Below are 20123 nucleotides of genomic sequence, written 5' to 3'. Positions count from 1 at the left end.
ACTTTTTCTAAGCTTTCCCTAAGCGATTGCTAAGCCAACCTTTTTTCTTAAATTAGTCATGTCGCGAACACTAAAAGTCTGTTAATTTATACAGTTTTCTGTTTTGCAGACTTTAGGATGCCGCGTCATGGCTAATTTTCGCACGCATATTACGGTGGCAGCGGCGGGCGGCATGCTGATAGCTTACGTAGGTTGGAAAGGCCAGTGGTGGCCACCCTCCCAAGCGCTGGTGATGATTGCATTAGTCACCTTTGGCGGCATTTTGCCCGACATTGATGCTGATCGTTCCCACTCTATCCGTTTGATATTCAATCTGCTTTCGGTGCCCGCCTTGGTATTAGGCGCCTTGTTGTTACAGCCATGGCTCACGCCGGGCGCGTTGTTGATTGCCTGTGGCGGAATCTACTTCTGTGTGCGCTATTTGGCGGGGGTGCTGTTCTCGCGTTTTACCGTGCACCGCGGTATTTGGCATTCACTGCTAGCGGGCGGGCTATGCAGCCTGCTCACCGCCGCGTTAAGTTTTAATTTGCTCAGCCAACCAGCGTGGCTAGCGTGGTCTCACGGTGCGGCCACCTTAGTAGGGTTTTTGATCCACTTGAGTTTGGATGAGATATACAGCGTTGATCTTGAAGGCGCGCGGCTAAAACGCTCGTTTGGTACGGCGCTCAAGCTAGGCGACAGCCGGCGGCCAATGTCTAACCTGCTAATGTTGATTGCCACATTAACGCTGGTGCCCTGGGTGCCGCCCTGGTCTGTCTTGGGGGAGTTGTTGCATCAAGGCTCGCTGCTGTGGCGATAGTCGTCGGCATTGAGGCCGTGCTTTTTAAGTTTGTCGTAAAAGGTTTTGCGCGGAATGCCCAAGTGGTGACAAACATCGGTTACCCGTCCATGGTAGCGCGACAGAGATTGGCTGATCAGGCTCTTTTCAAACAGCTCTACCTGGCGCGGCAAAGTAGGCTCTTCGGTGTCGGCGTTGACCCCTTCCAGCAGCGCATCCAGACGATAGTCAAAGGCGGCGCCCAGTAGCACGTAACGCTCGGCAAGGTTCCGCAGCTCGCGCACGTTGCCGGGCCAATCATGGGCCAGCAGGGCGGCAATGGCGGGGCTGTCGAGGGTCGGTGCTTCTAGCCCGCTACGATTGGCAGCGACCACGGCAAAGTGCTGGAACAGCAAGGGGATATCCTCACGCCGCTCGCGCAGAGCAGGCAGCGGCAGGGTGACAACGTTTAGCCTATAGTAAAGGTCTTCGCGAAAACTCCCCTCTTCGGAGGCGGCTTTGAGATCCACCTTGGTGGCCGCAATCACCCGAATATTGAGCGGAACTGTTTCATTGGCGCCTAACCGCTCGACGCTGCGTTCCTGCAGCACCCTCAGCAGCTTGACCTGCAGCGCCATGGGCATCGATTCGATCTCATCCAGAAACACGGTGCCGCCGTTAGCGTGTTCAAACTTGCCGATTCGCCGCTCTACTGCACCCGTGAAAGCGCCTTTTTCATGGCCAAACAGCTCGGACTCAATGGTGTTTTCGGGCACCGCGCCGCAGTTGATCGCCATAAAGGGGCTGTTGCGCCGGCCGCTGCGTTCGTGAATTGCACGGGCCACGAGGTCTTTACCGGTACCTGTTTCACCGAATAGCAGAACGTCGGCTTCTACTTGGCTGATACGCTGAATCATCGCCGCGAGCCTGGATATGATGGGTGTGCGCCCAACGAGTCGCGGTCCCAACGCGGCTTGTTGCACTTCAAGTTCAGCTTTAAGACGGTGGTTTTCCAAGCTGAGTTGGCGCTTCTCTATGCCTCGGCGTACTACGTCCAGCAACTGATCACCGGCAAACGGCTTCTCAAGAAAATCCCATGCTCCTGCGCGCATGGCTTCTACGGCCGTGGAAATGTCGCCGTGACCGGTGATTAAAATAATCGGCAGAGTGGCGTCGCGGCTGTGTAACTCATGGAGCAGTGCCATACCATCCATTCCCGGCATGCGGATATCACTGACAATGACACCTGGGAAGTCCGGTGTTAATGCTGCCAGGGCTTGTTCCGCTGATTCGAAGCAGTAGGGCGTGTAGCCTGCAAGCTCGAGGGTTTGGCTGGCGGTGATCCGCAGATGCGGTTCGTCGTCGATCACCATGACCGGCAGCGTCGACGGCTCATGCATACGAGGAGTTCTCCTGGGGGTGAGTTAGCGGTGAGTGGGGCAGGGCGATAGTGAAGCAAGCGCCGCCTTCGGGTCGATTAGTTGCCTGTAACTTGCCGCCTAAATCGTCCATGATACGCGACGAAATCGAGAGTCCTAGGCCTAAACCACTCCCCGGCGCTTTGGTGGTAAAAAAGGGTTCAAAAATTTGCCCTAAGTGCTCCTCGGGAATGCCAGGGCCATTATCGGTAACGCTAATAATGACCTGCTGCTGGTGTATTTGGGCGCCCAGAGTAAGTTGTGGCGCAGGTACGCCTTTCATGGCCTGCAGCGCATTACCGATTAAATTGACCAACACTTGTTCCAGACGCACTAGATCGCCTTGCACCCATAGTGTTTCATTGGGCCACTCCTGAGTAATGGAGATGTTGCCTTCGCGCAGGCGGCTTTGAAACAGGCGAAGAGCATAGTCGATACAGGCTTGTACCGAAATCGCCTCCTGGTGCTCGCTGCTCTTACGTGAAAACTGGCGCAGCTGAGCGCTGATGTCCGCCATACGCTCGGTCAGTTCAACAATTTGTTCAAGGTTGGCATCCGCTTTTTCGTGGCGTGCTAATGCCATAAAACGGCGGGCGTTTTCCGCGTAAGCGCGAATAGCCGCCAGTGGTTGATTAAGTTCATGGTTGATGCCCGCGGCGAGCTGCCCCAACACAGCGAGTTTGGCGGCTTGAATAAGCTCGTCTTGGGTCTGGCGTAAATTGGCCTCTGCACGGCGGCGCTCTTCAATTTCATCCGATAGGCGTTGGTTGCTGGCCACCAGATCACGGGTGCGGCGCTCTACGCTTACCTCAAGTTCGTCACGCACGCGTGCCAAGGTATTGCGCTCGCGCTCGGCAAACGCTTCGCGTTCACGGCGCAGCCGTAGGCGCTGCCAGCCAATACCTGCGCCGAGAGTGACCACGCCGTAGAGGCCGCCTGCCATGAGGGCGGCAATCCACTGAGCGCTAATCACCGGTGTTAGCGGCTTTAAAATATGCATTTGCCAGCCAAATTCAGGGACATGTCGGGTCAAACTAAGATAGTCGCTACTGCTCAATGGGCCTTGGGAGAAACTGACCAACTGGCTTCCCTGTCGGTAAGGTGCATTGATTTCAATACCCGAGGGTGACAATGGCTCCATGGCATAGCGGCGCGTTTCTCTTAGGGCTTGACGCTGCTCATCGGTGAGTGGGTAGAGCGCGTTCATGCGTAGTTCGGGGTGGCTGGCCATGAAAATGATGTCGTCGCTATCAGTGACAAATAGCTCGGCATCCTGCTCAGCCCAGCTCTCTTCAACATCATCTAAAAGCACTTTAACTACTAGCACGCCGTCTGGCTGTGCATCGGGCGAGGTGTCGTCTAGCCATATGGGCGATGAAAAGTAGTAGCCCCGTTCAAGAGACTTGATGCCCAAACCAAAAAAGCGCCCCTGGCCTCCGGCAATGGCATCGGTGTAGTAGGAGCGGAAAGCATAGTTCTGGCCAATAAAGGTGTTAGGGCGGTGCCAATTGCTGGCGGCGATCGTGTCGCCATCGTGATTGAGTAAATAGACGTCTGAAACCCCCGCTGTAAAGCGGAAACGATCCAGTAGCATATTTAGCGGCATCGGGTCTTGGCTATCGGGAGAGGCCAAAAAACGCTGCACGCCTTCCCGAGTGGCAAGCATTTGCGGCAAGTAGTCGTAGCGCAGTAAATAGCCGTTTAAGTTGGCGGCAGACAGCCGCAGCTCGTTTTCGGCATCATCCTGTAAGTTGGAAAGCGCTTGTTCACGCGCCAACTGGGCGGCCTGCCACATGCAAAACAGCAAGCCGAGTGAAATAACCAGCAGCCACAGGCGCCGCCAGCGTGGCGGCAAGGGGGTGGGCGCTTGGTTATTCATACCAGCGCTGTTCATGCTGACGTCTTACTACTGCCTTGAGCGCGGCGAAGGGCACGCTGGGCGCGCGTCTCAGCCCTCGCCATCTCAAGTAGACCTTCTTCGACAAACACTAAGTGCTCATGAGCGCGAGTGCGGGCATCCTCCGCGCGGCCTTCCAAAATGGCATTGAGTAGGGCGCGGTGCTGTTGCATTAACTGACTGCGCGAACCCTCCTTGGCGAATAAATGGGCCAGGTTATTTACAATGCTCTTCTCTAGCAGGTGAAAAATGCCGCGAATGGTATGCAGCAGTAGAACATTGTGAGCAGCTTCGGCAATCGCTAAGTGGAACGCTGCATCTAGTTTGGCTTCTTGGATAGGGTCGGCACCGGCAAAACCGCCGTCGAGCTCTTCAAAGCGCTGAATAAGCACGGACTTATCGGCGGGTGTTGAGCGCAGCGCAGCGTAGTAGGCGGATATACCTTCCATAGCGTCGCGGAATTCAAGTAAGTCTAGGTTAAATTCGCCGTGACGAGAGAGCATCTCCAGCAAGGGGTCGGTATAACCATTGCTGAGGTCATCGTTAACAAAAGTGCCGCCGCCTTGGCGGCTGGTTAGTAGGCCACGAGCGGCTAGTTTCTGAATAGCTTCCCGTAAAGAGGGGCGCGAAACACCAAACCGTTCGGCTAATTCACGTTCGGGAGGTAAGCGCTCGCCTGGTTTTAGGCTGCCTTCTAGCATCATAGCTTCAAGGCGTTCAGTAATTACATCGGCCAAGCGCTGCTGGCGGAGCGGTGGGTAGCTCATATTGAATAGCTCATGTCGATTTGCGTCCGCAATTGGTAAGACCAATATTAAGATCTTTGAGGTTTGATCTCAAGCGTCTGCGAAGTAGGATTTAACGCTAATAAAACGCATTAATAGCGACTTTAAACTAAAGTATAGCGGGATGAGGTGCTAAGGAGTGATATCACCGTTTGACACGCTTAGGGCGGCTCACTACTGTTGGTGCTAGTTTTTTTGTCAATTGGTAAAACCAATTTTCCACTTTGGGGCGCCGGTGTATAGCGCATCCATTGTATAGGGCTATTACACAGGGCTATCCATGATCATTTCTGCTTCCACTGATTATCGCCAAGCGGCCAAGCGTCGTATCCCCCCTTTTCTATTTCACTACGCTGACGGTGGTTCCTACGCGGAGCATACGCTGCGACGCAATGTTGAGGATCTTGCTGGTGTCGCTTTGCGTCAGCGTGTGTTGAAGGATATGTCTTCACTATCATTGGAGACCACACTGTTCGGCGAAGCGCTTGCTATGCCGGTCGCCTTGGCGCCGGTGGGGTTGGCAGGAATGTATGCTAGGCGTGGTGAAGTGCAAGCTGCGCGGGCAGCTGCTAATAAGGGGGTGCCGTTTACACTGTCGACAGTATCGGTGTGTCCAATCGACGAAGTGGCCTCTGCGGTTGATCGGCCTATCTGGTTTCAGCTTTATGTGTTGAAAGATAGAGGATTTATGAAGCATGTCTTGGAGCGAGCCAAAGCCGCTGGCGTCAAGACACTGATCTTTACCGTCGATATGCCCGTGCCGGGGGCACGCTATCGAGATGCACATTCAGGCATGAGCGGTAAGCGCGGCCCAATGCGGCGTATGCTTCAAGCAGCAACACACCCTTTTTGGGCCTGGGACGTGGGTGTTAATGGCCGTCCCCATGACTTGGGTAACGTGTCTGATTATCGCGGCAAGCCAACGGAGCTAGAAGACTATATTGCCTGGCTGGGTGACAACTTTGATCCGGCCATCTCATGGAAGGACTTGGAGTGGATTCGTGAGCTCTGGGAGGGTCCAATGATCATCAAAGGGATTCTCGACCCCGAGGATGCTCGTGATGCGGTTCGCTTCGGCGCGGATGGTATCGTTGTTTCCAATCATGGTGGTCGTCAGCTAGACGGTGTCCCCTCTACCGCGCGTGCGCTGCCTGCTATCGCTGATGCGGTTAAGGGCGATTTGGCCATTCTAGCCGACTCCGGCGTACGCAGTGGACTTGATGTTGTGCGCATGATCGCCATGGGGGCGGATACCGTATTGATTGGGCGTGCTTTTATCTATGCACTTGCTACAGCCGGAGAGGCGGGCGTTTCCCATCTGCTTGAGCTGTTTGAAAAGGAGATGCGGGTTGCAATGACGCTCACCGGGGCGCGTAGCATCGCCGACCTAGGGGCTGATTCGCTGGTGCCAGACTCGCTCCGCGGTATCTGAGGGCCATTGTCAGTACCTCTATCAGTATTAGGGTTAAAAACCGCTTGCCAACCCGTCAGCGAATCCGTAAAGTACGCATCCGCTGCCGGGGACGCCAAGCGTTACCAGCGGTGAATGAAGTGTAAAAGCTTCGGTTTGTCAGGTAGTTAGTGCTTTTACGAAAGCCAGCGGTTTTGGATGTGGTCAGGTTTGCATCGAAAACAACGCCCTTGACAACCACCAGGAAATGCGTAGAATACGCCTTCCTCGCTGAGGCAAGCCAGTTCAACGGCAAGCCGTGTGGCCCAGTTGGTTTATTAGCTAGCCACCGCAGCGAAACAGCTCTTTAACAATTTGATCAGGTAATTCATGTGGGCGCTTGCTGATGTTGGTGATAAATCACCCAATATCAAGGCAAGCGGTCATGAAAACGTAAGTTTGAATGAATTCGTTTGAACCTTGAGCCAAGTTTGATCCGCTTTTGTTGCCCTCGGGTGACATGTAAGGATCACATAGATCTTAAACTGAAGAGTTTGATCATGGCTCAGATTGAACGCTGGCGGCAGGCCTAACACATGCAAGTCGAGCGGTAACAGGGGTAGCTTGCTACCCGCTGACGAGCGGCGGACGGGTGAGTAATGCATAGGAATCTGCCCGATAGTGGGGGATAACCTGGGGAAACCCAGGCTAATACCGCATACGTCCTACGGGAGAAAGGGGGCTTTGGCTCCCGCTATTGGATGAGCCTATGTCGGATTAGCTAGTTGGTAAGGTAATGGCTTACCAAGGCAACGATCCGTAGCTGGTCTGAGAGGATGATCAGCCACATCGGGACTGAGACACGGCCCGAACTCCTACGGGAGGCAGCAGTGGGGAATATTGGACAATGGGGGCAACCCTGATCCAGCCATGCCGCGTGTGTGAAGAAGGCCCTCGGGTTGTAAAGCACTTTCAGCGAGGAAGAACGCCTATCGGTTAATACCCGGTAGGAAAGACATCACTCGCAGAAGAAGCACCGGCTAACTCCGTGCCAGCAGCCGCGGTAATACGGAGGGTGCAAGCGTTAATCGGAATTACTGGGCGTAAAGCGCGCGTAGGTGGCTTGATAAGCCGGTTGTGAAAGCCCCGGGCTCAACCTGGGAACGGCATCCGGAACTGTCAGGCTAGAGTGCAGGAGAGGAAGGTAGAATTCCCGGTGTAGCGGTGAAATGCGTAGAGATCGGGAGGAATACCAGTGGCGAAGGCGGCCTTCTGGACTGACACTGACACTGAGGTGCGAAAGCGTGGGTAGCAAACAGGATTAGATACCCTGGTAGTCCACGCCGTAAACGATGTCGACCAGCCGTTGGGTGCCTAGAGCACTTTGTGGCGAAGTTAACGCGATAAGTCGACCGCCTGGGGAGTACGGCCGCAAGGTTAAAACTCAAATGAATTGACGGGGGCCCGCACAAGCGGTGGAGCATGTGGTTTAATTCGATGCAACGCGAAGAACCTTACCTACCCTTGACATCTACAGAAGCCGGAAGAGATTCTGGTGTGCCTTCGGGAACTGTAAGACAGGTGCTGCATGGCTGTCGTCAGCTCGTGTTGTGAAATGTTGGGTTAAGTCCCGTAACGAGCGCAACCCTTGTCCTTATTTGCCAGCGAGTAATGTCGGGAACTCTAAGGAGACTGCCGGTGACAAACCGGAGGAAGGTGGGGACGACGTCAAGTCATCATGGCCCTTACGGGTAGGGCTACACACGTGCTACAATGGCCGGTACAAAGGGCTGCGAGCTCGCGAGAGTCAGCGAATCCCTTAAAGCCGGTCTCAGTCCGGATCGGAGTCTGCAACTCGACTCCGTGAAGTCGGAATCGCTAGTAATCGTGAATCAGAATGTCACGGTGAATACGTTCCCGGGCCTTGTACACACCGCCCGTCACACCATGGGAGTGGACTGCACCAGAAGTGGTTAGCCTAACGCAAGAGGGCGATCACCACGGTGTGGTTCATGACTGGGGTGAAGTCGTAACAAGGTAGCCGTAGGGGAACCTGCGGCTGGATCACCTCCTTAAACGATGCGTCACAGTCGGTAAGCGTCCACAATGAATTACCTGATCAGATATAGAGCAAACGGTAAAAGCACGATCCCCTCTTGGGTCTGTAGCTCAGTTGGTTAGAGCGCACCCCTGATAAGGGTGAGGTCGGCAGTTCAAGTCTGCCCAGACCCACCAAATTTTATCTATCGCTGCGTTATTTTATAACTCGCATAGCAGGCTATGCGTCGTCATAAAATGCCTTGCGCTAAATAAAATTGGCCAGAGGTGAGTGTGACTAAGAGTGACTAGATGGGGCCATAGCTCAGCTGGGAGAGCGCCTGCCTTGCACGCAGGAGGTCAGCGGTTCGATCCCGCTTGGCTCCACCATTACGTTACTACCCTGTTTAACCTTCAATACCGTTTGTGAATGTTTCGTGACCATTGATAAGTCGCTGTGTTGTAGCCGTTGTTTTAGTTATCGCACGCCGCCTTATCACTGTTCATTGAGCAGCTGCTCTTTAACAATGTATATCATGCTGACAAGAACACTTCGCAAGAAGTGGTCTTAAATTGTGATACGCGTCAGCGTATCCGGCAAAATGAAACGTGATCATTGCGACATCCAGACTCCTTCGGGTTATAGGGTCAAGCAATGAAGCGCACACGGTGGATGCCTAGGCAGCCAGAGGCGATGAAAGACGTGGTAGCCTGCGATAAGGCTCGGTGAGGTGGCAACAACCTGTGACCCGGGCATTTCTGAATGGGGAAACCCACTCATCACAAGATGAGTATCGTGCACTGAATACATAGGTGTACGAGGCGAACCAGGGGAACTGAAACATCTAAGTACCCTGAGGAAAAGAAATCAACCGAGATTCCCCTAGTAGCGGCGAGCGAACGGGGACCAGCCCTTAAGCATGTGACTGATTAGGCGAACACGCTGGGAAGCGTGGCCGTAGCGGGTGATAGCCCCGTAGTCGAAAATCTGATCATGTGAAATCGAGTAGGTCGGGGCACGAGAAACCTTGACTGAAGACGGGGGGACCATCCTCCAAGGCTAAATACTCCTGGCTGACCGATAGTGAACCAGTACCGTGAGGGAAAGGCGAAAAGAACCCCGGAGAGGGGAGTGAAATAGATCCTGAAACCGTGTGCGTACAAGCAGTAGGAGCAGACTTGTTCTGTGACTGCGTACCTTTTGTATAATGGGTCAGCGACTTATATTCAGTGGCGAGGTTAACCGTATAGGGGAGCCGTAGGGAAACCGAGTCTTAACTGGGCGACACAGTCGCTGGATATAGACCCGAAACCGAGCGATCTATCCATGAGCAGGGTGAAGATTGAGTAACATCAATTGGAGGCCCGAACCAGGATCTGTTGAAAAAGATTTGGATGACTTGTGGATCGGAGTGAAAGGCTAATCAAGCTCGGAGATAGCTGGTTCTCCTCGAAAGCTATTTAGGTAGCGCCTCACGTAGTACCGCCGGGGGTAGAGCACTGTTTCGGCTAGGGGGTCATCCCGACTTACCAACCCGAGGCAAACTCCGAATACCGGTGAGTAACGCGTGGGAGACACACGGCGGGTGCTAACGTCCGTCGTGAAAAGGGAAACAACCCAGACCGTCAGCTAAGGTCCCGAAATCCTGGTTAAGTGGGAAACGATGTGGGAAGGCTCAGACAGCTAGGAGGTTGGCTTAGAAGCAGCCATCCTTTAAAGAAAGCGTAATAGCTCACTAGTCGAGTCGGCCTGCGCGGAAGATGTAACGGGGCTAAACCAGGTACCGAAGCTACGGGTGAGTTTCTATTTCGATAGGAATTCGCGGTAGAGGAGCGTCGTGTAAGCCGATGAAGGTGAATTGAGAAGTTCGCTGGAGGTATCACGAGTGCGAATGCTGACATGAGTAACGATAAAGGGTGTGAAAAACACCCTCGCCGGAAGACCAAGGGTTTCTGTTCGACGCTAATCGGAGCAGAGTGAGTCGGCCCCTAAGGCGAGGCCGAAAGGCGTAGTCGATGGGAAACGGGTCAATATTCCCGTACCGGACATGGTTGCGATGGGGGGACGAAGAAGGCTAGGTGAGCCAGGCGTTGGTAGTCCTGGTGAAAGTGAGTAGGCCGAGACCTTAGGTAAATCCGGGGTCTTAAAGCCGAGACACGAGACGAACTGACCACGGTCAGGAAGTCACTGATGCCACGCTTCCAGGAAAAGCCTCTAAGCTTCAGATCATGTGCGACCGTACCCCAAACCGACACAGGTGGTCAGGGTGAGAATCCCAAGGCGCTTGAGAGAACTCGGGTGAAGGAACTAGGCAAAATGGTGCCGTAACTTCGGGAGAAGGCACGCCGGCATAGGGTGAAGAGACTTGCTCTCCTAGCCCGAACCGGTCGAAGATACCAGGTGGCTGCAACTGTTTATTAAAAACACAGCACTCTGCTAACGCGCAAGCGGACGTATAGGGTGTGACGCCTGCCCGGTGCCGGAAGGTTAAATGATGGTGTTAGCCGCAAGGCGAAGCTCTTGATTGAAGCCCCGGTAAACGGCGGCCGTAACTATAACGGTCCTAAGGTAGCGAAATTCCTTGTCGGGTAAGTTCCGACCTGCACGAATGGCGTAATGATGGCCACGCTGTCTCCACCCGAGACTCAGTGAAATTGAAATCGCCGTGAAGATGCGGTGTACCCGCGGCTAGACGGAAAGACCCCGTGAACCTTTACTATAGCTTCACACTGGACGCTGATGTTGCCTGTGTAGGATAGCTGGGAGGCTTTGAACTCTGGACGCCAGTTCGGAGGGAGCCAACCTTGAAATACCAGCCTGGCATCATTGGCGTTCTCACTCAGGTCCGTTATCCGGATCGAGGACAGTGTGTGGTGGGTAGTTTGACTGGGGCGGTCTCCTCCTAAAGAGTAACGGAGGAGCACGAAGGTACCCTCAGCACGGTCGGACATCGTGCATTGAGTGCAAGAGCATAAGGGTGCTTGACTGCGAGACAGACACGTCGAGCAGGTGCGAAAGCAGGTTCTAGTGATCCGGTGGTTCTGTATGGAAGGGCCATCGCTCAACGGATAAAAGGTACTCCGGGGATAACAGGCTGATACCGCCCAAGAGTTCACATCGACGGCGGTGTTTGGCACCTCGATGTCGGCTCATCACATCCTGGGGCTGAAGTCGGTCCCAAGGGTATGGCTGTTCGCCATTTAAAGTGGTACGCGAGCTGGGTTTAGAACGTCGTGAGACAGTTCGGTCCCTATCTGCCGTGGGCGTTGGATGTTTGAGAAGGGCTGCTCCTAGTACGAGAGGACCGGAGTGGACGACCCTCTGGTGTTCCGGTTGTCACGCCAGTGGCATTGCCGGGTAGCTATGGTCGGACGGGATAACCGCTGAAAGCATCTAAGCGGGAAGCCCCCTTCAAGATGAGACATCCCTGAGGCCTAGAGCCTCCTGAAGGGCCCAGCGAGACCAGCTGGTTGATAGGCACGGTGTGGAAGCGCTGCAAGGCGTTGAGCTAACGTGTACTAATGGCCCGTGAGGCTTGACCCTATAACACCCAAGGGGTCTGGTCGCGATGATGACGTCAATGAAAACCGGATACGCAGCGTGTGGCCCAAGCGACATAACGCCAGGGCGGCAGGCGATGAGACGCACACAATTGAGCAAGCAACGCTAGAAAGCCTGCTCGTCAGCATGATGTACATTAACAGTTACGCCTGACGACCATAGCATGCGTGAACCACCTGATCCCTTGCCGAACTCAGAAGTGAAACCGCTTAGCGCCGATGGTAGTGTGGGGTCTCCCCATGCGAGAGTAGGTCATCGTCAGGCACTTATTATGAAAAATCCCTCAGGGCTGATGCCTTGGGGGATTTTTTTTTTGCGTAACACCTCACCAGTCGATAGATTTGCCATCCCAGGCCCAGAAGGTTCCACTATCTTCGGGCGTTCGCTGAGAGATGACTGCCAGCAGCTTCTCTGCTACAAATGCGGGTGCAAATAGCTTTTCGCTAGGTACTCGGTTTTGAAAAGGTTTAGAGAGGGCTGTGTCGGTGGTGCCAGGATGAAGACAAAGCACTAGCGATTGCTTATTCAGCCGCTTGAGCTCAATGGATGCTGTCTTAAGCAGCATGTTATGCGCTGCTTTGCTGGCACGATAGCTGTACCAGCCTCCTAACTGATTATCTTCGATTGAGCCAACGCGAGCCGAAAGGCTGGCAATCACTGCAGGGTGTGACCCTTTGAAAGAGTCTTTCAGTGCCGCTAGCAATAAAATTGGCACATAGGCATTGATGTTCATTGTTTGTGCAAGGCTTTCGACATTAAGCTGGTCGAGGCACTTCTCGGGCAAGAGTCGTTGCGCGTCATCATGAAGGGTGCCGATGGCATTGAAAAAGAAGTGGATTGGCTGCGAGGCTAGTTCTGTTTTAAGCGCCTGCCGGCCCTGCTCTTGAGAAACATCGAGCATTAGGTGTGTAAGATGGGGGTTGTCAATTCGTGGTGGCTGCCGGCTTACCGCAATAACATGGCCGACCTGAGAGGAAGAGAGTAGCTGATTAATAATAGCAGCACCTATTCCCCCCGAGGCGCCTACAACCACCGCTGTATAATGATGAGGCAATAAATTGAACATGATCGTCTTTTGATTTGCCGCTGAGAGTGGGTTTTCATTGAAACGTCATGCTGATGGCTTGTCGAGGGAGGTATCAGGCGGAAGCGTTGATTCTGCCGGGTTGGGCGCTGTTGCGTCCATCAGGCTTATAGAGTGTTTTTTCAGCGATTTGACGAATATAATCAAGCATTGCCTGATTATGCTTCATTCGTACGGACAACATCTGGCCCGTTAGCTCATTCATACGCGCGGCTCGCTCGCTTTTTTCAAGCAAGCTTTCCCAAGCTGCCAGGCAGCCGGCATCATGAGCTGCCGCTCTGGCGCCGTTTGCGCCTTCGGCATAACCAAGACGTTTTTGCACATTGCGCCGCACAGTCTCAATGCGCTCGAGTTCGGCCAATAAAGACTGTTTGTCTAGTGCAACTTGCGATAATGCATCACCGTCAATATCACCTTGCGTCAATAAATTTTGCTCGCTGGACAACAACGAAATTAACGCCTCAAGGCGCTGTTGCTGGTCGGTAAGCAAGGATGCAAGGCTCATTTACAGCGTCCCTTTATAGATCTTTAAGATTGGCAATTAAGCCCTCGGCGATACGGTCGGCGCGCATTTCAAGGCGACCTTCACGTATAGCATCGCGAATTTCTTCAACTTTAGCAGTATCGACGTCCTGAGATTCATCGATACTTGATTGGCTCAGTTGAGTCGATTCGCGAGCTGCGCCGCCCGGTGCGACGGGTGATACGCTATCAGCCTTTTGCGTTTCATCACGCTGCTGGGCTTGGCTTGAGCGTAATAGCGAATTAATGTTATCAATTTTCACGTTGTCTGCCTCATCGTCAACGTCGATGCGCTTGGCGCTTAGTGTAGCTTGTATAACAGTATATCGGCAGCATTGGGCCTAACTTTAGGCTGCGAATTAAAAATCCACGACCAAAATACCACGCTCGGCGACACGAGCAGTCATGATTTCTCGTGGGCCAAAACGAACTCTAATTTGCTCACCAAGAGCACCATCTTCCAATGCTTCGCCTTCGCGTGAAACTCGGAAGGCAGAACCTTGAGCTATGACAGTAACGCGCTGTCCGCGTTCAACTAAATGAGGCGCTTGTAAGTAATGCGCTAAAAAGACACTACCACTACGAATAGGACGCTGAGCTATTTTACCCACGATATCCTCTTCAGCTGTCAAAGCCTGAGCTGAGAGATCGCCGAGATTGCCCCCGCGTTCGCTAAGCATGCTTGATGTAATCAGTGTACCTCGCTCAATATCCCTGGCTGCCACCACATAATCACCAATGACATCAATCTGCGCCTGCAAATAGCGAACTTGCCGGCCATCTTCACCGCAACGCACCCCAACGGAAACGCGGCCCAAGGGTGCTTGATTGGCGTTGGCCAAAAAAGGTTCTGGCTGAACGCACTCTGGCAAATGCGGAGAGGGTGGTCGTAGGTCAATGACCACTTCCTCGCCTAATGCCTGTGTCTCTTCGTACAAAAATTGATGCACTTGTTGGAGAAGATTGTCGTCATCAGCTTGAATCCTGGTGAAGGCAGTAACGCTTAGGATTGCCCAGAAGAAGGCTAATTGCCAAAAGCGAAGCGTGCTTGGCTTAGTAAAGCGCAGTCGGAGCATGGGGAGGCCGCTTACTTGGGAGCTGAAGAAGAAGGAACGTAACGAGGAGAATCCATCGTTCAGTGTAGCGAAAAGGTAGTAGCCGTATCACGCGAAATGCTGGTGGAAACGCCAGCTGTTCCATGCTTTAGGCTGACAGCTCCAGACGTATTCTTCATCATCAACAAAATCCATTTTATTTTTTGCCTCACGCGAGGGTCGGCATGATTGATCAACTGGAATCTGCCTTTAATTTTCATCAGCAAGCAGTAGGGTTACGTCAAGCGCGTCACGAGGTGTTAGCGGCTAATATCGCCAATGCCGATACGCCTAACTATAAGGCGCGTGACATTGACTTTGCTAGTGAGCTGAAAAAAGCAGTCGAAGGTACTCAGAGTGCATCTAGCCATACCGGAGGCGGTCTGACTTTAGCGCGCACTTCTGGTAACCATATTGCTGGAGAAGGTCCTGCATGGCGTGGAGCGGGCAACCCCGATTTGCTTTACCGCATTCCCGACCAGCCCAGTTTGGATGGAAATACGGTCGATATGGATCGTGAGCGCACGCAGTTTGCAGATAACGCTGTTCGTTATCAAGTCGGCCTCACGATGCTCAACAGCCGTATTCAGGGGCTGAAGAATGCCATGCAGCCCGAATGATTCTGTCTAAATTAGTGAGGAGTTAATCCACGATGTCGATGTTCTCTGCGTTTGATATTGCCGGGTCGGCAATGAGTGCCCAATCCCAGCGCATGAATGTTACCGCTAGCAATATGGCCAATGCCGACAGCGTTGCCGGGCCCGATGGTGAAACCTACCGAGCCAAGCAGGTGATGTTTGAGACCCAGTCACAAGGTAACCGCTATGGCGTTGGCGGCGTGCGCGTCACCGAGGTAGTGGAAGATGACTCACCCCTGCGGATGGAGTACATGCCCAACCACCCGGCTGCAGATGAAGAGGGTTATGTGGCAAAGCCCAACGTTGAGCCAGTGCATGAGATGGTCAATATGATTTCTGCCTCGCGTTCCTATCAAGCCAACATTGAAGTATTTAATACCAGTAAGCAGATGTTGATGCAGACGCTGTCACTGGGTGAGGGGTAAACCATGAATGTCGATACGAGTGTATTGAATAACATAAATGGCGGTGGTGCTAATGGCCTCTCTGCCCGTCAGTCTGATGAGCTGCGTGAAAGCTTTATGACGCTGCTGATTACCCAATTGGAGAATCAGGATCCGCTCAATCCGATGGAAAACTCGGAAATGACCTCGCAGTTAGCGCAAATTAACACGGTTAGTGGTATTGAAGAGCTGAATAGCACGCTGGAAGGCATTACCAGCCAAATGGATGCCAATCAGGCACTGCAGGCGAGCGGCTTAATTGGTAAAGGTGTCATGGTGCCTGGGAAGGATGTATTGCTGGAGCAAGATGGCGACGGCAACACTTATACAACGCCTTTCGGAATAGAGCTGGCCGAGCCAGCGAAGAATGTAAAAGCTACCATCGTTGGTGACGGTGGACAAATCATCAAACGTTACGATGATCTCGGTCCACTGAAAGCAGGTGTTCATTCGTTCGACTGGCCTGGGGTCAATGACCAAGGCGAAGCGGCTGCCAGCGGCCGGTATACGGTGCAGCTAGAAGCAACTGACGCTGAAGGTGAAAAAATTGAATCTACTGCCTTACAGTACGCGGTGGTTAACCGGGTAACGCCGAATGACGGCAGTGGCAGCGTTCGACTGGATTTGGGCGCTATTTACGGTCAAATCAATCTGAACGACGTTAAACAAATTCTTTAATTGCTGACTAAACACAGTCATAAACCACAGCATTTGATTAAACACAGCTTTATGAGGGGAACAGCATGAGTTTTTCACAAGCACTGAGTGGCCTAAACGCCCAGCAACAGAAACTAGGCGCCACAGGTAATAACATTGCAAATTCCCAGACCGTGGGCTTCAAAAATTCCGATGTGCTTTTTGCGGATGTATATGCGGGGGCGCGAGGGATTGGGGTGAGCGTCGCAGGCGAGCGTCAGGATTTCACTCAGGGCAGCATTGAGGCCACCAACCGCGATTTGGATCTAGCTATTTCTGGAGAAGGTTTCTATCGTCTGGAGCAAAGTACCGGCGAGATCGGTTACTCGCGTAATGGCCAGATGAGCCTCACGGCTGATGGCTACATTGTCAATGCTCAGGGTGATCGTCTGATGGGCTATGGCCTAGACGAGAACGTAACTGAAGATACTGATGATCAATTGGCATTTCCTTTTTCTGATGTTTTGACAGGAACCGATCCGATTGCACTCCAAGTTTATCCGGATAATATGCCCGCAAAGGAAACCTCAGAGATAAATGCTGTTTATAACTTTGATTCAACAGTTGATCATACTGACCCGGATCAACTCGAGTCAAAAGATATAGATGGTGACGGCACTGATGATATTGATTACCATTTTTCTAGCACTTACACAGTCTATGACTCTCTTGGTACCTCTAGAAGTATAACAACTTATTTTGAGAAGACTGGGGATGGGGCTTGGAACGCAACAGCATATATGGATGGAGACGCAGCACTAGGAACTTCTACGTTTAATCTGACATTTGATGCAAGCGGGCGTATTACTGGTCCAGGCACCGAGGCTGATGATTTTGAAACAACCCTGGCCTTCACTCCCCCTGATGGGGCAGAACCAATGAATGTCGCTTTGAAGCTGAGAGGGACGACTCAATTCGCCTCTAATTCAATACAGACTTCGATTGATCAAGATGGTTTTGCTACCGGGGCTTTAGTGGGTATTACCGTTCAGGAAGATGGTACCGTGATGCGGAACTTTTCCAATGAGCAATCTTCGGCGGCAGGGCAGATTGTTTTAGCCAACTTCCGCAATGTGGAAGGCTTGCAGCCACTGGGCAATAACCTCTGGGGAGTAACGAACGCCTCTGGCAGCGAGAATTACGGAACGGCCGGTACCGGTCTGTTCGGCAAGATTGAGTCCGGCGCGGTAGAGGCCTCCAATGTGGATTTGCCTAAGGAATTGGTGGATATGATAGTAGCGCAGCGCGCTTACCAGGCTAATTCGACCACAATCAGTACCCAGGACGAGCTCCTGCAGACCATTATTAACCTTTAATGATCGGTCATTTAGGTAAGGAGTCAGTACCGTGGATCGAATGATCTATACCGCCATGAGTGGTGCTAAGCACACCATGGATCAGCAGTCGGTGGTGAGTAACAACCTGTCGAATGTGAGCACCACCGGTTTCCGTGGGCAGCTGCAGGCTGCCCGAGCGGTGCCCGTTCAGGGTGAAGCGTTACTGGCAACGCGCACCTCAGCGGTGACCACCACGCCTGGCAGTGATTTTTCCCAGGGCCCGGTCGAGTATACCGGGCGCACGCTTGATGTCGCTATGCAGGACGACGCATGGATGGCCGTGCAAGCGAATGACGGTACTGAAACCTATACCCGCCGTGGCGATCTGCAGATAGACAGTGACGGTGTGCTGCTCAGCGTTGGGCGACCGGTAATGGGCGAAGGTGGCCCCATTGCTATCCCGCAAGGGGCGCAAGTATCGATTGGTGCCGATGGGACGATTAGCGCCATTCCCGAAGGTGTTGGGCCGGAAGCGCTGGTCGAGGTAGGCCGAATTAAGCTGGTGACGCCTGAAGAGGGAGCGTTAACGCGTGGTGAGGACGGGCTCTTCCGTGCACCTCCTAATGAAGAAGGTGAGCCAGGGGCCTTGCCTGCCGACGAAAATGCCAAGTTGGTGAGTGGTGCACTGGAAGGCAGTAATGTCAGCGCTGTCGATGCTATGGTCTCAATGATCGATGTGGCACGCCGCTATGATATGCAGATGAAAGTGCTGAGCACCGCTGACGAAAACGCTCAGCGCGCCAACGGGATTCTATCCATTCAAGGTTGATGTTGGCCACTCAGTGCTGATGTGAGTCAGTCGGTCAAGGGAGCATAATTATGATTAAGTCCTTATGGACAGCTAAAACGGGTTTGGAGTCTCAGCAAACCAAGTTAGATGTGATTTCGAACAACCTAGCTAACGTAAGCACCAATGGTTTCAAACGCTCACGTCCGGTGTTTGAAGACCTGCTATACCAAAATATGCGTCAACCCGGCGCTCAAAATAATATCCAGGATCGGCTGCCATCCGGTATGCAGGTGGGCACCGGTGTACGTGCCGTGGCCACTGAGCGTTTGCATACCCAAGGTGGGTTAGAACAGACTGAAAATTCGCGAGACCTCGCGATCAATGGCGAAGGTTTCTTTCAGGTGTTGATGCCAGATGGTACGACGGCTTACACCCGTGACGGTAGTTTTCAGCTAAATGAAAATGGCCAAATGGTCACAGCCAATGGTTACCCTGTTGAACCAGCAATCTTCTTACCGGCCAATGCGTTGTCGGTAAATGTTGGTGAAGATGGCACGGTGAGCGTACGCCAGCCAGGCGTTGCGGTCGATAATGAGGTGGGACAAATCAGCGTCAGTACCTTTATTAATCCAGCAGGTCTACAAAGTATTGGTGGCAACCTCTATCTAGAGACGGGAGCCTCAGGCGCACCCAATGAGAATATGCCGGGTATGAATGGTGCGGGTCGGCTGTTCCAAGGCTATGTGGAAACATCTAACGTCAATGTCGTTGAAGAGATGGTCAATATGATTCAGACCCAGCGAGCCTATGAAATTAATAGCAAAGCGGTGTCCACTAGCGATGAAATGTTGGCACGCTTAAGCCAGCTGTAACGGTTGTTACTTACCGGGCTTACTTATAGGTTGCGTTATGCTGGAGTTGCACCACATGTCACGTCGTATTGCGCTAGCAGGACTGGTGCTTTTTTTATTGGTTGTAGCCGGCTGCGCTCAAGTTCCAAGAGCTTCAGTGGTGGGTGAGCAAGAGCAGATCAGCATTGTTGATCGTCCGCCACCCATCCCCAATGGCTCTATTTACCAGGCTAGGCAAGGTTATCAGCCACTTTTTGAAGATCGTCGGCCGCGCGCCATGGGCGACATCTTGACCATTGTGTTGGATGAGGAGGTCAGTGCAAGCAAAAATTCGCAATCCAATGCAGGGCGTAGCGGTAGCGCTAGCCTGGAGTTAACACAGTTGCCTGATGTCCTTGATACGCTTGCAGAATATGGCTTTGATATTTCAGGTGAAAACGACTTTACCGGTAGTGGTGGGTCGCGGGCCAATAACTCCTTTACCGGTACTATCACGGTTTCGGTGTTAGAAGTAATGAATAACGGCAATTTACGTGTGCGTGGCGAGAAGCAAATTGCCATCAATCAGGGAACTGAGTTTATTCGTTTTTCCGGCGTGGTTAACCCACGTACGATTACCGCTCAAAACACTGTTCCTTCCACTCAAGTAGCGGATGCGCGCATTGAGTATGTCGGTGACGGCTATATTAATGAAGCGCAGCACATGGGTTGGCTACAACGTTTCTTCTTAAACGTCTCGCCGTTCTAGCTCTATGGGGAGCCATCAATGACAGAGCTACGCCAGACAGGCCCTTCAATGGCAGGTCGACCAATGAACGCGGGACAGCGGGTTATCGTGATGCGGTTAAGAAATGTGTGGATTAATTGTCGGCAAGCCATCAA

General features: G+C 52.8%; 16 protein-coding genes, 2 tRNA genes and 3 rRNA genes. 14 read left to right on the top strand and 7 right to left on the bottom strand.

From position 1 onward, the window contains the following. Positions 1-127 precede the first annotated feature (127 nt). The gene (locus tag AC4EYZ_RS11315; protein ID WP_027958894.1) at positions 128-799 is read left to right on the top strand and encodes a metal-dependent hydrolase; all 672 of its coding nucleotides are present in this window, start codon (positions 128-130) and stop codon (positions 797-799) included. Here AC4EYZ_RS11315 and AC4EYZ_RS11310 read toward each other — a convergent pair. From AC4EYZ_RS11310 to AC4EYZ_RS11300, 3 genes are read right to left on the bottom strand one after another with little or no spacing between them, the layout of a single operon-like run. Beyond that, entirely contained in the window at positions 775-2157 is a 1383-nt protein-coding gene (locus tag AC4EYZ_RS11310; protein WP_009288649.1) for a sigma-54-dependent transcriptional regulator, read from the bottom strand. The two genes, AC4EYZ_RS11315 and AC4EYZ_RS11310, sit on opposite strands and share 25 nt — an antisense overlap. Then, entirely contained in the window at positions 2150-4069 is a 1920-nt protein-coding gene (locus AC4EYZ_RS11305) for a sensor histidine kinase (protein ID WP_490204264.1), read from the bottom strand. Before AC4EYZ_RS11305 ends, AC4EYZ_RS11310 begins: the two co-directional genes overlap by 8 nt. Then, positions 4066-4839, bottom strand: coding sequence for a GntR family transcriptional regulator (locus tag AC4EYZ_RS11300; RefSeq protein WP_027958892.1), 774 nt, complete (start codon positions 4837-4839; stop codon positions 4066-4068). Before AC4EYZ_RS11300 ends, AC4EYZ_RS11305 begins: the two co-directional genes overlap by 4 nt. Before the next feature lie 298 nt (positions 4840-5137). Here AC4EYZ_RS11300 and lldD point away from each other — a divergent pair, with 298 nt between their 5' ends. The 6 genes from lldD (at position 5138) to rrf (ending at position 12110) form a co-directional block, all read left to right on the top strand. Next, positions 5138-6289 carry an FMN-dependent L-lactate dehydrogenase LldD gene (gene lldD / locus AC4EYZ_RS11295; RefSeq protein ID WP_009288646.1) on the top strand — a complete coding sequence of 384 codons (1152 nt, stop codon included), beginning with the start codon at positions 5138-5140 and terminating at the stop codon, positions 6287-6289. A gap of 500 nt (positions 6290-6789) precedes the next feature. Further along, positions 6790-8322, top strand: a 16S ribosomal RNA gene (locus AC4EYZ_RS11290). An 83-nt stretch (positions 8323-8405) separates the two neighbouring features. Further along, a tRNA-Ile gene (locus AC4EYZ_RS11285) sits at positions 8406-8482 on the top strand. A 116-nt stretch (positions 8483-8598) separates the two neighbouring features. Further along, a tRNA-Ala gene (locus tag AC4EYZ_RS11280) sits at positions 8599-8674 on the top strand. 256 nt (positions 8675-8930) lie between these two features. Then, positions 8931-11828: ribosomal RNA gene (locus AC4EYZ_RS11275) — 23S ribosomal RNA — on the top strand. A 166-nt stretch (positions 11829-11994) separates the two neighbouring features. After that, positions 11995-12110: ribosomal RNA gene (gene rrf / locus AC4EYZ_RS11270) — 5S ribosomal RNA — on the top strand. Together the 16S, 23S and 5S rRNA genes with 2 tRNA genes alongside form the textbook arrangement of a ribosomal RNA operon. Positions 12111-12171: 61 nt before the next feature. Here rrf and AC4EYZ_RS11265 read toward each other — a convergent pair. The 4 genes from AC4EYZ_RS11265 to flgA all read right to left on the bottom strand — a co-directional run bounded on the left by AC4EYZ_RS11265 (position 12172) and on the right by flgA (position 14528). Beyond that, the gene (locus AC4EYZ_RS11265; RefSeq protein ID WP_159175882.1) at positions 12172-12912 is read right to left on the bottom strand and encodes an SDR family NAD(P)-dependent oxidoreductase; all 741 of its coding nucleotides are present in this window, start codon (positions 12910-12912) and stop codon (positions 12172-12174) included. A 73-nt stretch (positions 12913-12985) separates the two neighbouring features. Then, a complete protein-coding gene (locus tag AC4EYZ_RS11260) occupies positions 12986-13435 on the bottom strand; it encodes a flagella synthesis protein FlgN (protein WP_141440185.1) in 450 nt (149 codons plus the stop codon). Between the two features lie 13 nt (positions 13436-13448). Beyond that, positions 13449-13715, bottom strand: coding sequence for a flagellar biosynthesis anti-sigma factor FlgM (gene flgM, locus AC4EYZ_RS11255; RefSeq protein WP_039860564.1), 267 nt, complete (start codon positions 13713-13715; stop codon positions 13449-13451). 96 nt (positions 13716-13811) lie between these two features. Then, positions 13812-14528 carry a flagellar basal body P-ring formation chaperone FlgA gene (gene flgA, locus AC4EYZ_RS11250; protein ID WP_009288414.1) on the bottom strand — a complete coding sequence of 239 codons (717 nt, stop codon included), beginning with the start codon at positions 14526-14528 and terminating at the stop codon, positions 13812-13814. Positions 14529-14731: 203 nt separating this feature from the next. On the opposite strand from flgA, the gene flgB reads away from it, so the two are divergent. The 7 genes from flgB to AC4EYZ_RS11215 all read left to right on the top strand — a co-directional run bounded on the left by flgB (position 14732) and on the right by AC4EYZ_RS11215 (position 19989). Further along, positions 14732-15166 (top strand): flagellar basal body rod protein FlgB, encoded by a 435-nt coding sequence (gene flgB, locus AC4EYZ_RS11245; protein ID WP_159175883.1) that lies wholly within the window; start codon positions 14732-14734, stop codon positions 15164-15166. A gap of 32 nt (positions 15167-15198) precedes the next feature. Next, positions 15199-15609 (top strand): flagellar basal body rod protein FlgC, encoded by a 411-nt coding sequence (gene flgC, locus AC4EYZ_RS11240; protein ID WP_159175884.1) that lies wholly within the window; start codon positions 15199-15201, stop codon positions 15607-15609. Positions 15610-15612: 3 nt separating this feature from the next. Beyond that, positions 15613-16305, top strand: coding sequence for a flagellar hook assembly protein FlgD (locus tag AC4EYZ_RS11235; RefSeq protein WP_474191821.1), 693 nt, complete (start codon positions 15613-15615; stop codon positions 16303-16305). A gap of 65 nt (positions 16306-16370) precedes the next feature. Continuing rightward, positions 16371-17639: a flagellar hook protein FlgE gene (gene flgE / locus AC4EYZ_RS11230; protein ID WP_474191820.1), complete on the top strand. Its 1269-nt coding sequence runs from the start codon at positions 16371-16373 to the stop codon at positions 17637-17639. 31 nt (positions 17640-17670) lie between these two features. Next, on the top strand, positions 17671-18429 hold the full coding sequence (flgF, locus tag AC4EYZ_RS11225) for a flagellar basal-body rod protein FlgF (RefSeq protein ID WP_159175887.1): 759 nt from the start codon (positions 17671-17673) through the stop codon (positions 18427-18429). 50 nt (positions 18430-18479) lie between these two features. Then, positions 18480-19262 carry a flagellar basal-body rod protein FlgG gene (flgG, locus tag AC4EYZ_RS11220; protein ID WP_180090544.1) on the top strand — a complete coding sequence of 261 codons (783 nt, stop codon included), beginning with the start codon at positions 18480-18482 and terminating at the stop codon, positions 19260-19262. A gap of 37 nt (positions 19263-19299) precedes the next feature. Continuing rightward, positions 19300-19989: a flagellar basal body L-ring protein FlgH gene (locus AC4EYZ_RS11215; protein ID WP_474191819.1), complete on the top strand. Its 690-nt coding sequence runs from the start codon at positions 19300-19302 to the stop codon at positions 19987-19989. The last annotated feature ends 134 nt before the right edge of the window (positions 19990-20123 follow it).

It is taken from the genome of Vreelandella sp. 162(4c), from assembly GCF_058152265.1.
The sequence above is the reverse complement of the archived record's forward strand: the minus strand, read 5'-3'. Positions and strand labels throughout refer to the sequence as shown.